This is a genomic window from Lacibacter sp. H407 (assembly GCF_037892605.1).
Taxonomy (GTDB): domain Bacteria; phylum Bacteroidota; class Bacteroidia; order Chitinophagales; family Chitinophagaceae; genus Lacibacter.
In genome coordinates, this window is record NZ_JBBKTU010000001.1 from 123826 (window position 1) to 139967 (window position 16142).

At 40.4% G+C, this 16142-nt stretch carries 11 protein-coding genes; 5 read left to right on the forward strand and 6 right to left on the reverse strand.

Going from position 1 to position 16142, the window contains the following annotated elements; genetic code table 11:
• Window positions 1-3: 3 nt before the first annotated feature.
• The 5 genes from WG989_RS00565 to WG989_RS00585 all read left to right on the forward strand — a co-directional run bounded on the left by WG989_RS00565 (window position 4) and on the right by WG989_RS00585 (window position 6937).
• A complete protein-coding gene (locus WG989_RS00565) occupies window positions 4-1053 on the forward strand; it encodes an efflux RND transporter periplasmic adaptor subunit (protein ID WP_340426572.1) in 1050 nt (349 codons plus the stop codon).
• 3 nt (window positions 1054-1056) lie between these two features.
• Window positions 1057-4155 carry an efflux RND transporter permease subunit gene (locus WG989_RS00570; RefSeq protein WP_340426573.1) on the forward strand — a complete coding sequence of 1033 codons (3099 nt, stop codon included), beginning with the start codon at window positions 1057-1059 and terminating at the stop codon, window positions 4153-4155.
• Window positions 4112-5425, forward strand: a complete 1314-nt coding sequence (locus tag WG989_RS00575) for a TolC family protein (RefSeq protein WP_340426574.1) — start codon at window positions 4112-4114, stop codon at window positions 5423-5425. Before WG989_RS00570 ends, WG989_RS00575 begins: the two co-directional genes overlap by 44 nt.
• 146 nt (window positions 5426-5571) lie before the next feature.
• Window positions 5572-6087, forward strand: coding sequence for a 5-(carboxyamino)imidazole ribonucleotide mutase (gene purE, locus WG989_RS00580; RefSeq protein WP_340426575.1), 516 nt, complete (start codon window positions 5572-5574; stop codon window positions 6085-6087).
• 31 nt (window positions 6088-6118) lie between these two features.
• Complete coding sequence (locus WG989_RS00585; RefSeq protein ID WP_340426577.1) at window positions 6119-6937, forward strand: hypothetical protein; 819 nt, start codon at window positions 6119-6121, stop codon at window positions 6935-6937.
• Between the two features lie 2 nt (window positions 6938-6939).
• Here the strand turns inward: WG989_RS00585 and bshC are convergent, their stop codons facing one another.
• From bshC to WG989_RS00615, 6 genes are all read right to left on the reverse strand, one after another.
• Window positions 6940-8535 carry a bacillithiol biosynthesis cysteine-adding enzyme BshC gene (gene bshC, locus WG989_RS00590; protein WP_340426578.1) on the reverse strand — a complete coding sequence of 532 codons (1596 nt, stop codon included), beginning with the start codon at window positions 8533-8535 and terminating at the stop codon, window positions 6940-6942.
• A 66-nt stretch (window positions 8536-8601) separates the two neighbouring features.
• Window positions 8602-9432, reverse strand: a complete 831-nt coding sequence (locus WG989_RS00595) for an ATP/GTP-binding protein (protein WP_340426579.1) — start codon at window positions 9430-9432, stop codon at window positions 8602-8604.
• Window positions 9433-9464: 32 nt separating this feature from the next.
• Window positions 9465-10709 carry an NAD(P)/FAD-dependent oxidoreductase gene (locus WG989_RS00600; RefSeq protein WP_340426580.1) on the reverse strand — a complete coding sequence of 415 codons (1245 nt, stop codon included), beginning with the start codon at window positions 10707-10709 and terminating at the stop codon, window positions 9465-9467.
• Window positions 10710-10718: 9 nt separating this feature from the next.
• Window positions 10719-13064: a glycoside hydrolase family 127 protein gene (locus tag WG989_RS00605; protein ID WP_340426581.1), complete on the reverse strand. Its 2346-nt coding sequence runs from the start codon at window positions 13062-13064 to the stop codon at window positions 10719-10721.
• Between the two features lie 9 nt (window positions 13065-13073).
• Window positions 13074-14132: a glycoside hydrolase family 2 TIM barrel-domain containing protein gene (locus WG989_RS00610; RefSeq protein WP_340426582.1), complete on the reverse strand. Its 1059-nt coding sequence runs from the start codon at window positions 14130-14132 to the stop codon at window positions 13074-13076.
• 4 nt (window positions 14133-14136) lie between these two features.
• Window positions 14137-16104, reverse strand: coding sequence for a glycoside hydrolase family 127 protein (locus WG989_RS00615; protein WP_340426584.1), 1968 nt, complete (start codon window positions 16102-16104; stop codon window positions 14137-14139).
• Between the last annotated feature and the right edge of the window lie 38 nt (window positions 16105-16142).

The window sequence follows — 16142 nt, forward strand, 5'->3', positions numbered from 1 at the left end:
AACATGAGAATAGTTACAATCATTGCTGGTGCCACATTATTGCTGGTCTCAAGCTGTAAAGACGAAAAGAAACAATCCGCATCTGCACAAGGAGGAGCCCGACCGCAAAATACAATGACAGTGGTGGGCTATATCGTTAAAACCGGACCGGTAAGCGAACCTATTCAACTACCCGGTTCTCTTTTACCGATGGAAGAAACCCAAATACAAGCTGAAGTAAGTGGCCGTGTAGTTTCACATTCCATTAACGAAGGTGCCTATGTTAATAAAGGCGCTCTCTTGGTAAAATTGTTTGATGGCGACTTGCAGGCGCAGTTGAAAAAATTAGAGGTTCAGTTGCAGATCGCTGAAAAAACAGAAGAGCGAAACAAAGAATTATTAAAGATCAGTGGTATTAGTCAACAGGATTACGATCTCAGTTTTCTGCAGGTGAGTAATATTAAAGCAGATATTGAACTGTTACGTACAAACATTGTAAAAACGGAAATTCGTGCACCCTTCAGCGGAAAGATCGGATTCAGAAATATTTCAATAGGTGCTTATATTACACCGGCAACCATCATCACCAATCTTCGCCAGTTGAGTCAAATGAAGTTGCAGTTCAGTGTTCCCGAAAAATATACATCCAAAATACGCATGGGACAATCCATCAGCTTTTCGGTTGAAGGAAGTACACGAAAATTTCTGGCCCGGGTATATGCATCCGAATCTACTGTAAGCGAAACCACACGTGGATTGAATGTGCGTTGCATGGTACAACAGAATGATGCATCGCTCGTGCCTGGTTCGTTTGCAAAAGTGGATATGGATTTTGCGAAAAACGATAATGCGATCCTTGTTCCATCACAAGCCATTTTGCCACAGGCAAGAGGTAAAAAACTGATCTTATACAGAGACGGTGTTGCAAAATTTGTAGATGTGCAAACCGGCATTCGTGATTCTGCCAATGTAGAGATCATCGGCGGTGTTATTCCCGGCGATACTATAATTACAACAGGTTTACTCGGTTTAAAACCCGATGCAAAAGTTAAACTCTCTAAAGTTCAAAAATAAAGTATGACTATTTCCGAACTGAGTTTGAAGCGACCGGTGTTAGCAATTGTGATGAACATCATGATTGTCTTATTTGGTGTTATCGGGTTTCGTTTCCTGGGAATTCGTGACTATCCCGCAATCGATCCCCCCAATATCAGCGTTCGTACATCATACCCCGGCGCAAATGCTGATGTAATTGAATCACAAATTACTGAGCCGTTGGAAAAATCGATTAACGGTATTGCAGGTGTAAAAAATATTACCAGCAGCAGCAGCCAGGGAAACAGCAACATCAATGTTGAGTTTGAATTAGGTTTTAATTTAGAAGAAGCTGCAAATGATGTGCGTGATAAAGTATCACAAACAGTTCGCTCACTTCCTGCAGATCTTGATGCCCCGCCAGTAGTTACAAAAGCAGATGCCAGTAGTGATCCCATTATCTCCATGACGGTGCAAAGTGAGGGCCGTAATCAACTACAGGTAACAGAATACGCAACCAACAGTTTGCTTGAGCGTATTCAAACGATCCCTGGTGTTAGTACAGTAAATATATGGGGTGAAAAAAGATACGCTATGCGTGTTTGGTTTGAACCTGAAAAACTATTGGCCTATAACTTAACTGCAAGAGATGTACAAAGTGCACTGCAACGTGAAAACCTGGAATTACCATCCGGTAAAATAACCGGGAACACCATGGAGTTAACGGTACGCACCTTTGGCCGTTTAACTACGGAAGAAGATTTCAATAATCTCATTGTTGCAAATATTGAAGGGCGTGATATTAAATTGAAAGATGTTGGCCAAGCCGTGTTGGGACCGGAGAATGAAGAGAGTGGTATGAAAGAAAGCGGTACACCTATGATCGCATTGGCCATTGTACCGCAACCAGGCAGCAACTATGTTGCCATTGCTGATGAATTTTATAAACGTTACGAACAAATAAAAAAAGAAGTACCCTCTGATATAACGCTTGACATAGCAATGGATCAAACGAGATTTGTACGGAAATCTATTGCTGAAGTAGAAGAAACACTTGTTCTCTCATTTGCGTTGGTGGTGCTCATTATCTTTCTCTTCTTTCGTGATTGGATCGTTGCAATACGTCCGTTAATTGATATTCCTGTTTCACTGATTGGTGCATTCTTTATTATGTATCTCAGTGGCTTTACCATTAATGTACTCACACTGCTTGCGATCGTATTGGCAACAGGATTAGTGGTAGATGATGGTATTGTGGTAACAGAAAATATTTTTAAGAAAATGGAACAGGGCATGGATAAATACAAAGCTGCCCGTGAAGGTTCCAAAGAAATTTATTTTGCGGTTATTGCAACATCGATCACGCTGGCGGTTGTATTTCTACCCATCATTTTCTTAGAAGGCTTTGTGGGAAGATTGTTCCGTGAGTTTGGGATTGTGGTAGCAGGTGCCGTATTGATTTCTGCATTTGTATCGCTTACTTTAACACCCGTACTCAATGTTTATCTTACCCGAAAAGGTGGCACAAGACACGGATGGTTCTATCGTGTAACTGAACCGTTTTTTACAGGGATGGAACGTGGTTATCATAAGTTATTGATAGGTTTCATGCGTGTAAGATGGGTTGCCATACTTTTAATTCTTGGTTGCTTTGGTACTATCTGGCTAATTGGCAATTCCCTGCAAAGTGAACTTGCACCAATGGAAGACCGTAGCCAGTTTCGTTTGCAAGTAAGTGCGCCCGAAGGAACAAGTTTTGATGCAATGGATGCATATATTGATAAACTAAACCAACTTGTATTAGATAGCGTACCGGAAAACAGAGTACTCATTTCTATGACAGCGCCTGGGTTTACGGGAACAGGGTCGGCCAACAGCGGCTTTGTTCGCTCAATGCTCGTTGATCCCGATCAGCGGCAGCGTTCGCAACAACAGATCGTTGATCTTATCAACCGAAATCTACCAAAGTATAACGAAGGAAGAGCGTTTGCCATTCAGGAACAAACCATTTCAGTAAACCGCCGGGGTGGTTTACCCGTTTCATTTGTGGTACAAAACAACAATTTCGAAAAACTAAAAAGTGTATTGCCCCAATTTCTTGAAGAAGCACAAAAAAATCCTGTTTTCTCCAGTGTTGATATCGATCTTAAATTTAATAAACCTGAATTACGTTTAAATATTGATCGCTTGCGTGCAAGTGAATTAGGCGTAAGTGTAACAGATATTTCAGAATTAATGCAGTTATCGCTCAGTAACAGAAGACTTGGCTACTTTATTAAAGATGGTAAGCAGTATCAGGTAATTGGTCAGGTATACCGTAGCGACCGTGATGACCCTACTGACCTTAAAAATCTTTTTGTTCGTAATGCTTCCGGGCAAATGATCTCTGTTGATCAATTTGTAAGCTTCGAAGAAGAAACCACGCCACCAACACTTTACCATTTTAACCGATACAAATCAGCAACTATTAGTGCAGGTTTAGCACCAGGCAAAACGATTGGCGATGGTATAAAAGAAATGGAAGCTATTGCAGATAAATTGCTCGATGAATCGTTTAATACAGCACTGTCGGGCAACTCAAGAGATTTTGCAGAAAGTAGTGGCAATACATTTTTTGCCTTAGGCCTTGCTTTAATATTAATTTTTCTTGTATTAGCTGCACAGTTTGAAAGCTTTATTGATCCGCTGGTTATTATGTTTACGGTACCATTAGCTATTGCCGGTGCGTTGTTTTCATTGTGGTTGTTCGATCAAACAATTAATATCTTCTCACAAATAGGGATGATCATGTTAATTGGACTTGTAACTAAAAATGGTATTTTGATTGTTGAATTTGCCAATCAGAAAAAACACGCAGGCATGTTAAAGAAACCTGCGGTTATTGAAGCAGCCACTATGCGATTACGTCCAATTCTCATGACAAGTCTGGCAATGGCGCTTGGTGCGTTGCCATTAGCATTATCACTGGGCGCTGCATCTACAAGCCGCATTCCGTTAGGTATAGTAATTGTTGGTGGAATTATGTTCTCTCTGCTTTTAACATTATTTGTAATTCCTGCCATGTATTCGTACCTGTCATCAAAAAAAATCAAAGTGCATGAAGAAGAAACTGAAGCTGCTATCGCTAAGCTGTCTGATTAATATAGTGGCGTTTGCGCAGGTAACAACAAGGCTCACTGTTGATGAGGCCATTCGCATTGCCGTCGAAAAAAACTTTGATGTTGAAATTGTAAAGAATGAGCAGGAGATCGGCATCATCAACAATAATTGGGGAACAGCCGGTGCATTGCCAAATGTTTCATTGAACAGCACGCTTGGTATTGCTTCAAACAATCTTGAACAACGTCTCACTAACGGAACAGTGATCAAACGAAATGGCGCTATTCTTCGAAATCAGAATGCGGGCTTAGCAGTAAGCTGGCGAATTTTTGATGGCATGCGGATGTTTGCCAGCAAACGTCGTTTAGAAGAACTTGAAAAAATTGGGGAGCTGAGTTTTCGCAGTCAGATCAATACAACGGTGTATAACATCATTGGTTCGTATTACCAGATTGTACAACTCAATCAACAACGCAAAGCATTACAGGCAACGATCAAATTTTTTGAAGAACGCCGGTTGATCGCTGAAAGTCGCTTCACCATTGGTACTGCACCCAAAACAGATTTTCTGCAAGCAGAAGTTGATCTCAATCAACAAAAAGGAAGTTTACTGGCAGTAGAAAATAACATCCGTGTTGCGAAAGCAAATTTCAACAACCTGTTGGGACGTAAACCGGATACTGCTTTTGAAGTAACTGACATTATTGAACCTGATGCAACCGTAAGTTATGCTTCGCTTTTACAGAAAGCACAAACTGATAACTACGATCTGTTGTTGGCACAAAGCAATTTGACTGTATTGGTACAACAGAAACGGGAAATTCTTTCGCAGCGTTTACCTTCTGTTACACTCAATGGAAATTTCAATCTTGCACAAAGCAGAAATGATGCAGGTTTTACTTTATTCAACCGTAATCTTGGGCCAAGCGGCAACGTTGGAATAGCCATCCCGATCTTCCAGGGAGGAAATATCAAACGCCAGGAACAGGTTGCAGAAATCGGCATCAAGAATCAACAGATTGTAATTGATCAATTAAAGAACCAGGTGAACACCAGTATCTTGAATGCATACTATAATTTCCAGAACGCAATTAATTTAGTGACGCTGGAAAAAAATACATTGGCGTTAATTGAAGAAAATAATGTGATCGCTACAGAACGTTTTCGCAAACTGGCCATTACATCGCTTGAACTACGTCAGGTTCAGATCGATTATATCAACGGACAAACCCGTTACATCAATTCACTCTATATGGCAAAATTGGCCGAAGCGGAAATGAAGTTGTTAGCGGGGGATTTGAGTAAGTTATAGTACAATCTTCGTCTGACGCCCACGTCTGACGATTTCAAAAAATATTCTGTCAGACAAGGGCGTCAGACAGTGAGCCGCTGATAATCCCATCAGCGGCTTTCTTTTTTTACTGCCTTTAGTTTTGTTTCTTTGCAACAAATCAATTTATGGCAACTCCAATCATCGGCATTATCATGGGCAGCGACAGTGATCTCCCTGTTATGCAACCCGCAGCTGATATTCTGAAAGAATTTGGGATCGATTATGAATTAACAGTTGTATCAGCTCATCGTACTCCGTTACGTATGATGGAGTATGCCCAAACTGCCAAGGGAAGAGGATTGAAAGTAATTATTGCAGGCGCAGGTGGTGCTGCTCATTTACCTGGTATGGTTGCCAGTGTTACTACTTTACCGGTAATTGGTGTACCGGTGAAATCGAGCAACTCAATTGACGGATGGGATTCTGTTCTTTCCATTTTACAAATGCCGAATGGTGTGCCTGTTGCAACTGTTGCGTTGAATGCTGCAAAGAATGCAGGTATACTTGCAGCAGAGATCATAGGCACTTATGAAGAAACTGTTGCAGCAAAACTTGCAGCCTATAAATCGAACATGAATGATGAAGTGATTGCGAAGGTTGCAAAACTGAAGCAGGATGGCTGGGAAAACAAATTCGACTGATCGATTTCCTTATCATAAATAATAACTTCCAATGAAACAACAATTACATCTCCTTGTTTCTGCATTCCTTTTGAGCATGCTTATTAGTTCATGTACTTTATTTCGCTTTGCGTATTCTCCAACCATACAAAACATACCGGCCTTTAAAGAAAAAAACGAGGCCCGTATCAACGCTTCCGTTGCAAGCACATTAACAGGAACTGAAAACAGCTACAGTTTACAGGGAGCCTACGCTGTTTCCGATCACTTTGCATTAACCGCTTCATGGAATGGCTCATTGCGCAGTCAGGATGAGCTGACCATAACCAATGGTGGTGGTACAACAAACACCGAAATTGTGAAATACAACCGAAGCACCGCTGAGTTTGGTGCAGGTATTTTCTATCCAATTTCAAAAGATAAAAAAGTATTTTTCGAATTATATGGTGGTTATGGTTTTGGTAAGAATGATATCTCTGACAATGTTGCTACAAACAGTGGCCCGAACGGATTTCACAACAGTAAAACCAACAAGTTTTATTTTCAACCATCCTTTAGTTTCCACCCCGGCGATAATTTTACGATAACGCCGGTGTTACGTTTTACTTCGATTGGCTATACTGATATTTCAACCAGTTACGACAATAACGAATTGGGGAATTATCAATTGCTGCAAATAGGAAACAGACGTTTATTTTTTGTTGAACCTGCATTGATGACCAGTTTTGGATTTGAAAGTGCACCTTGGTTTCGAATACAGGCCCAAATGAATGTGTCGATGCTTGCAGGAAGCACCAATACAAATTATCGTAGTAACTATTTCAGTGTGGGATTCCAGTTTGATCCTGTAAAAGCATTTGCGAAGAAATAATATCAGCTTGTCAAAACAACAAACTCCTGTTCCAGCGACAGCGAGTGTTGATACAAAGCATCGATAAACCCACTTCCCCACCTGGCATAAAGGCCGAGAAAACTTTCTTTCCGTTCCTGCAAACTTTTGCCGGGGAAGAGTTGCTGTTTAATGGTTTGTATCTGCCTTTGTTGATCAGCATATTTTCGTTTCTCCGCACGAAGTAATTTTTTTTCTAGTTCCTGTAACCGATACAGTGCTTTTGTTTTTAACGCTTCCACGTGTTGCGTTAATGTAGAATCAACAACAGCGGCTTTTTGTTTGAGCAGTTCATAGAACGCTTCCGCTTCAGAAAAACTACCATTTAGTTTTACGGGGTTTGTTGTAATGCGGTGTACAAATTTGTTCAACAATTCATCTTCACTTGCAAAGAAATCAGTTGCTGTAAAACCAAGCTTCTGAATTTTATCGATCCATTGCTGTTCAGTAACTAAAAATGAATTACGTAACACCAAAACAGGGAAAGGAACTTTGTGATGTGAAAATACATTCTTCAACTCCAGCCAGTAAGCCAGTTCTCCTCCACCGCCAATAAATGCGATGTTGGGAAGAATGGTATCCTGGTATAAACCACGCAGAATTACATTGGGACTGAAACGCTCCGGATGTTCGTTCAACTCCTTCAGCATTTCATCTTTTGTAAACTTGATGGTTGTATTTGCAACTGCAAAACCATCTCCCTCTGCTTCTATCCTCTCACGCAGGTCTTCATCAAAATAAAATAAGTTGATCTCTCTGCCTCCCGCCTGTACCTTGTAATGTTGCTCAAGTGCAACTGTTGTTTGATGAACGATCGCAGAAGATGAACGTTGCAATAACTCTTCTTCAAATACAGGGATCATTTGTTGCTTCAGTTCTTTTGCATCAGCGTTGATCACGATCAAACCAAAACGCTCAAACAGAAAATGAACAAATGCAAATGTTGCATCCTGGATGGTTGTCTTTTCTTTATACGCTGCAAGCAATGCGTCGACGATTTCTTTCCCATGCGGCTGCACCAATAATTGTCCGCTGATGGCATGGATCAATTGTGTAATATTCTTATCAACAACCATGCGGCCAAAAGCACCGTTCTGTTTTGTTGCCCACTGATACTTTACGCCGTTCACAGTTGCATGACTCAGCTCTTCAAAATCGGCATCTTCGCTACCCATGTAATACACCGGTACAAAATTATATTGTGTTAATTCCTGCTTTAATGTGTCAGCGAGTTTTATTGCATGCAGGATCTTATAAATAAAATAAAGCGGACCGGTAAATAAATTGGGTTGATGAGCAGTAGTGATTGTGAATGTGTTTTCCTGCAACAATAATTCGATATGCTGATTTACTAACGCTGATGAAGGAACGTTTCTGTATTGGTTTTTCAAATGATCGACCAATACTTTACGATTGGTTGAAAACGATTTACGCTCCGCAATCGTCTGTTTAATACCATCCACAGTTGGCCTGTGCACATAGAACGGCTTCAATGCAACAGCATCATCTAAATAATCCAATACAATGTTCGAAAAAGCAGCCGTGCTGCGGTAACTTAACCGCTGTGATGTACAGTCCATACGTTTTGTAAAAATAGCGACATTCTAACGGATGCATTCAACCGCCTGAAAAGTTTTCACAATCCTTTATCGAAGCTCGTAAGCTACTACTGAATTTTTCCAGAAAGTAGGAATATATACGATTCGTTTCGCAGCATCATAACCTATATCGGCTGAGTTTATTTTGTCTGCCCGTCCATCCAGTAATACCTGTTTGCTGCCATCGGCCGCAACATAATAAACCACACCTCCCCATGTTGATACAAGAAAATCCCCGCCGCCAACGTTTTCAATACCATCTGTACCGCCTTCCATTCCTTCAGCCAGCTTCGTAAGCGACCCATCTTTTTCCATACGATACATACTGCCGGCATCCAACACATATAAATTACCCTTGTGTTTTAAAATGCCATTCGGCCCTTTTAGTTTTGAACTGTCGAGCAGCATTGATGCCTTACTGTCTTTTACTTCATACACACGTCTTGCACGTGAGTCGGTTACATAAACAGTTCCATTTTCATCGGCCGATACATCATTTAAACCCCCGGCACCTTCAACTGCTATCCGTTCAATTATAGTTCCAGTAGTTACGTCGATCACAACCAAGTCAGTAAGATCAGCAACGTATAATTTATTTTTGTACAACCCCATTCCTTTTGGTGCCTGCAATCCACTCACCCAATCAACTGCAATGATCTTTCCATCAAGCCCCACTTTTCCAATCGAACCTTTTCCATCATTCGCCCAAGGCTGTCCATCGATATTAGCTACATACAACACTTTGTTCTTTCCATCAAACAAAACAGATTCCGGTACTTTTAAAAGTGTATCGGTTGACCATAATTTTACTAATTGATGTTGTGCTGATGCAACAGTAAATAAGATGACAGCAATTGAAAAAAGGAATATCTTTTTCATTTTGTTGGTTGTTAATGAGAGATAACAGCAAATTACGAAAATCGTTGAGGATCATAAGGTTTTAAATCAACGCTTGTTGACTGTTGATTGGCCAGTTCGGCCACCAGCTTACCGGTACCAGCACCTAAACTCAATCCAACCATTGCATGACCGGTTGCAATGATCACATTCTTCTTTACACGACCGATATAGGGCATTCCGTCAGCTGAACAAGGGCGGTAGCCATACCAAATATCCTTTTCAGCAGGCATCGGTATTCTAAATTCTGGTAAATACCGTTCCACTGCATCCAGAATACCTGCTACCCTTTTCATGCGTGGAGGAGTATTGATTGATGTGATCTCCATCGTACCGCCAAAGCGGATCTTATTTCCATCCATTGGTGTAATAGCTACACGACCTTCCTGCAACACGGCTGGATAATTTAATTTAAATGGCGAATCTTCCAATGTAACCGAATAACCACGGCCAGGCATTAATGGTAAATTTAAACCAGCCATCGATGCAATTTCTCTCGACCATGAACCTGTAGCAATCACTACCAAGTCCGCATCATACTGTTGTTGTTTTGTTTTTACAGACCTGATTTGCTGACCATTCATTTCAAAACCGGTTACCTCTGCGTTTGAAAGTAACTGCACACCAGATTGTTTTAAAATCGTCAGCAAGCCTTTCATCAACTTTTGCGGATACAGATGTGCATCACATTTAAAATATAACGCTCCCCGAATATTTAGTTGCACCTGTGGCTCCATTGCCTGTACTTCTGCCGCAGATAACATCACTGCATCAAGACCTAACTTCTTTGCGTCTTCAACAGCGTGATGAGAATGTTCCTCTTTTTCTGTTGTTTGAAAATATTCCAATAAGCCTTTCTTTTCATAAGCAAAATCAAAATCAGGAATGTTTGCCCAGGTTTCATAACAATGCTGACTGAGAATCGCAATATCACGAAGCGGCACCGCTGATTCTTCAACATGTTTGACCGTTGCACTTTTCATAAACTTTAACCCCCATGAAATCAATGCAGCATTCAAACGTGGCTCCACATAAAACGGGCTTTTTGAATTCCACATCCATTTCAAACCCTGGGTTACAATACCGGGAGTTGCTAATGGTATAAAATGACTCGGACAAACATAGCCTGCGTTTCCATACGAACAGTTATCTGAGAAATCGCCTTTATCCAAAACGGTTACATCCCATCCGCTTTGTTGAAGATAGTAAGCTGAACTTAAACCAATAATTCCACCGCCAACAACAATTGCTTTGCCCATAATTTATTGTTACTCTTTTATAGTACGCACACCAAAAATACGGCCTGCCGTTTTACCATGATTCGCATCGATCTTCACGGCGATCTTTGTTTTACCACTGATCATGGTTGGAGGCAGTTTGTATTCGACATCATAAAACTTTCCTGTTTTACCACCCTTCCATTCTTCGGTCACCAATTTTACACCGTCTATTAAAATATCAAACACACGGTCTTTATCATCACCAATATAAGTCAACAGTAACGAATTACTTGTTGATGCATCTACTTTCATTTCAAACTCAAAGGAATTATTGCTTCTTGCTTCACGCCCCATACGATCCATGGCATCGCTTACATAAGAACGTTCTGTTGCTTTGAGGTTGTGATCACGTTCAGGTTGCATTTCCCCAACACGGAAGTTATCAATCGTTCTGTTTTCAATTTCCTGAATACGCTTTTTCTCGGCTTCATAATCGGCTTGCAGCTTGGTAAATTCATCCGGTGTAAAATAATCCCAATACACACTGTAATACTGATCGTAGGTTTGATAGAACGGAATGAGTTTTACATCAAACAGCTTACCAACTGATTTCATTTGAAATTGTAAAGACGAAGTTGACTGAACCCAATCATTCACATTACGATTTGAAGTTAACAACACCGGCACACCAATAACGGGATCGGGTTTTTCTTTTCCTAACAAACCGGCCAATACCAACGGACCATATTTGAATGCAATGCGGTTTGGATTATCGGGCATTGCTTCTGTATAAAGATTCATCTCCAAATCAACCGTTACAACATCGCCGGTTTTCCATAATCGTGTTGCAGTTAAATAACTGGCTGCATCTGTTTCTGTTTTTATTGCTGCATTGTTTACTTTAATAACTTGTGTAGCATTGCTCCACGATGGTTTGCGAATTTTGAGTGTAAACGAAGTTGGTGTTGGAGTATTCACAACAAGCCTTATCTGTTTACTTTCAGGAATATAATTTGTTTGTGTGATGCGTATATTTTTTTCTTTCCAGTTTAATGTTGAAGGAATAAAAAGATTTACATAGAGATTATTCTTTCCATCGTAACTATAGATCTGCTCCGCATACTTCGCATGATTTTCTATACCGCTGCCCACACAACAGGTGAATGTATTGAACTGATCGCTGAATTGTTTCTTTGTACCCATCCGCAGCGGAACAAAATAAGTCATCATGCCGTTCTCAGGATTTTGCGATGCAAGAATATGATTGTACAAAGCACGCTCGTAATAATCCATTAACTGTGCAGAAGGTTGCCAGGCAAATAAATGTCTTGTCAGCTTCAGCATATTGTACGTGTTGCACGTTTCACAGGTATTATCGCTTAAACGATCGTTGAGTTTACCTGCTTCGCCGCAATACTCGTAGTTACTGTTACCGCCAATAACATAGCTGTGGTTGTGCACCATGGTTTCCCAAAAGAAAGAAGCAATGGTTCGATCACTTTTATTGCCTGTTAACTCATATTGTCTTGCACTGCCAATTGCTTTCGGCACATTGGTATTGCTGTGTTTGCCGGGTAACGGATCAATACGTTGTGCCAGTTTACCCATTACAAATTCATCATAAAATTTATAGGAAAGATCAAGATATTTTTTATTGCCGGTGAAGGAATAGATATTCGCCAGCACATCGTTCATGCCGCCATATTCACAGTTCAACATTTTTAATCTTGTTGAATCGGGTAAATGATTCACGGTATTGTACGTCCAGTCAGCCATGCCTGTAACCAGTTTCAATGCTTTGTTGCTGTTGCAATACAAATAGGCATCGCACAAACCGGCCATTACTTTGTGCACGGTGTACCAGGGGCTCCATCCTCCGTTCAGATCAAAACCGGATGATTTAATTTCTCCTTTCGCCACTTGACCAAAAATGGAATCTTCTTTTGGTATGGCGCCAATGTAACCGGTCTTGCGTGCAAGCTGACAACGTTCCAGTTCTGCAACGATATAATCAACACGTTTTTTAAATTCAATATTTCCTGTTGACACGTACATCATCGATGCAGCCGAAAGATAATGCCCCAATGTATGACCTGATAACCCTAATATCTCCCATCCGCCATACACAGAATCTTTCACAGGTAATCCTGCATTTTCATAAAAACGATACAACAACCGATCTGCACTCAACGATAGCAGGTAGGCACTATCTAACTGCATGGCCTTTGCAAACGGGCTCTGCAACAGTTTCACATCACTCAACGGAAATGCAAATGCTTTTACAGGTACAACAGGTTGCACTTTTACTTTTGTATTCTTCTTTTCAGGAATATACGATTGACTGTAAGAAAAGGTAATTGTAAAAAGAAAAACAGCAAAGAGAATTTGCTTCATGCCTTATAATTATTTTTTTCCTGTTAAGGTTTTGATTGCTTCGATTTCTTTGGGATCATAAGCCGACCCATCTTTCCGAAATACATCATGGAACCAAAGTTTTGGTTCACTGCCATCCGGCATTGGTGTATCCCATTGATAAATGGTGTTGCTTTTACCAGCTACCAGTCCCCAATTGATAGCACTTACATTATACTTTTTAAAAATAGGCAAGTGTGTTTGAAACTTGCTGTTTCTTGTGCGGGCCATGTACTCACTGCAAATAACAGGTCGACCGAGTTTTAATTTTTCCTGCAGCTCTTTTTCAAGATTATCCGCATCGTTATAGTTGTGAATACTGATCACATCAGAATGGCTTAACTGGTATTCATTTAATTCTTTATTGTTATACCAGGTTGCACAGGTGAGTGGTTGTGATGGACGAACTGCCCATGCCCATTCAAATACTTTTTTCAGCAGAGGCAAAGAAGTAAGATCGTATTTGCTGTTACCGGGCTCATTGTACAGATCCCACATTAAAATACGATCATCGTTTTTAAATGTGTTGAGAATATCTTTTACATACAGCTCAAGATAGTTCCATTGAGAAGAATCATTGTGCACATTCATATTCGGGCTACGAACCCATCCGCTGTTATGAATACCCGGTTTTGGATCGGGTTGTTTACCAATAGCTGCATCTGGGTTCCAGCAATCATCAAAAATGGTAAAAAGAATTTTGATCTTGTGCTTTACTGCAATCTTTAGAAACTGATCCATTCGCTTTTTAAACCCCGCTGCATCTGCTTTCCAGGCAAGGTCATGCAAATAAACACGCATTACATTCATGCCTATTGCTGAAGCCCAGCCCAACTCTTTATCGATCGTTGCAGGATCAAATGTTTCTGCTTGCCACATTTCCAGTTGATTGATGGCAGTGCTGGGTAAAAAATTTGCACCCACAAGCCAACCTTGTTTTTGATACCAGGCATTTGCTTTTTCAACAGACCAGATATTTGTTTGCTGTGCTACTATTTCATTTTGAAACAGAGACATTAAAACAGCAACAACAATGAATACTCTTTTCATGATCTTAATAATTAATTTTTACATCTTTAATACTTGTTGGCAACCAAACCTGCATTTCATTTTTACCACGGTTGGCCCATGTGTAATAAGGAATAGCAATGATCTTTCGTTTTTCTGTACGGATAGACAAACCATCTTCTGCAACAAGTACAACAGGTACTTCAGCCGTTAATGCTTTCACTGGTTCATCCATTATTTTATAATCGATCGTTTCAAACTTTGTATTGGGAGGCAGTACAATATTCCATGCTTTGTTATTGTTATCTGCACCTTCAACACAATATACAATTGGTCCACGTTGAATGGCAATGCGGTTGTTATTTTGCTTCAAGGAATCTTTTGCAACAACAGTGTACGCATTCATTGCAAACTCCAGTTCCACAACTTCGCTTTGTTTCCATTCACGATCCACAGTCAGGTATCCATCTTTATTCACTACAGTAACAGGCTTACCATTTACTGTAACTACAGGAGCTGAAGAAAAGTCTGCGCTTGCATTCTTATACAAATCACCGGGTACTGAACCATTGTTATACCAACCGGGAATACGGATATGTAATTTGAATTTCGATTTTTTCTGTTGTGGTGTAACAGCAATTTTCAATTTCCCATCCCATGGATAATTTGTTTCCATCTTTACATCCACTTTTGTTTTGGGCAACTGAATACTTGTATTGCTTCCAACAAACAGATTCACATAAATGCCATCGTTGCTTTTTGCATAAATATAATCACCGAGTGATGCCACCATGCGTGCAATATTTGCCGGACAACAAGCCGTACCAAACCATTCTCTGCGTTGATGCTGTCCACGTGATGCAAGTGGATTACCGTAAAAAAAACGATCGCCTGTTAAACTTAATCCATCCAATGCGCCATTGTATAAACTGCGTTCCAATACATCCATATACATTGCATTACCAGTGAGTGCATTCATACGCTGATTCCAAAATACCATGCCGACACTTGCACATGTTTCACAATAGGCTTGCTCATTCGGCAGATCATAATCGTTGCTGAAACCTTCGTTACTTCCTGCAGAGCCAATACCACCGGTGATATACATGTTGCGATGCACCACATCTTCCCACACTTTTTTCATTGCACGCATATAATCTATATCACCTGTTTGTGCTGCCACATCAGCAGCACCTGTATACATGTACATGGCACGTACTGCATGACCGGTGATTTGTGTTTGCTCTTTCACCGGAAGAATATCCTGTGCATAAGCTGTGTCTTTCCAATCGGTCCATGTATAACCTTTTGCTAAACGTTTGCCACGTTCGCTCAATAACCAATCGGCCAGCTTTAAATATTTTTCATTCTTAGTGGTCTTATACAATTTCACTAATGCTAATTCTAACTCCTGGTGACCCGTTACCCAATGACGTTTACCCGGGCCAAACAATGCATCAAAATGATCGGCCCATTTGATACATACATCTAAAAATTTACGCTTGCCTGTTGCATTGAAATAGGCAACTGCAGCTTCAATCATGTGGCCTGCATTGTAATCTTCATGCATGCTCATATCGGTATAACGATCCTGTAAACCTTTCAACGTATACCAGGTATTGAGATAACCATCGGGTTGTTGTGCAGCAGCGATCTTATCAATCCATTCATCGCATTTCTTTTCCATTTCTGCATTGGGATGCGTCTTTAATGAATACGCCATTGCTTCCAATGCTTTGAACACATCACTATCATCATAAAAAATGCCTTCGTGCTGTTCACCTTTGTTTCTTGCAACACGTTCAAAATTGCGGATGCGTGGCGTGGCTACTTCTGTTTGATAAATACAGGCAGCTAATGTTTTGGTAGCAACTTTATCAATCTTAGGTTTCCAGAATGCATCAGTCACATTCACCTGTGAGAAATTAATGAACTCAATTTTCTGAAAACTGTTTTGCGCAAACAGGTTTAATTGAAACAGACAAACAAGCAAAAGGAGAAATACTTTTTTCATGTAACCAGCTATTGAAAACTTGTAAATAAATTATTGTT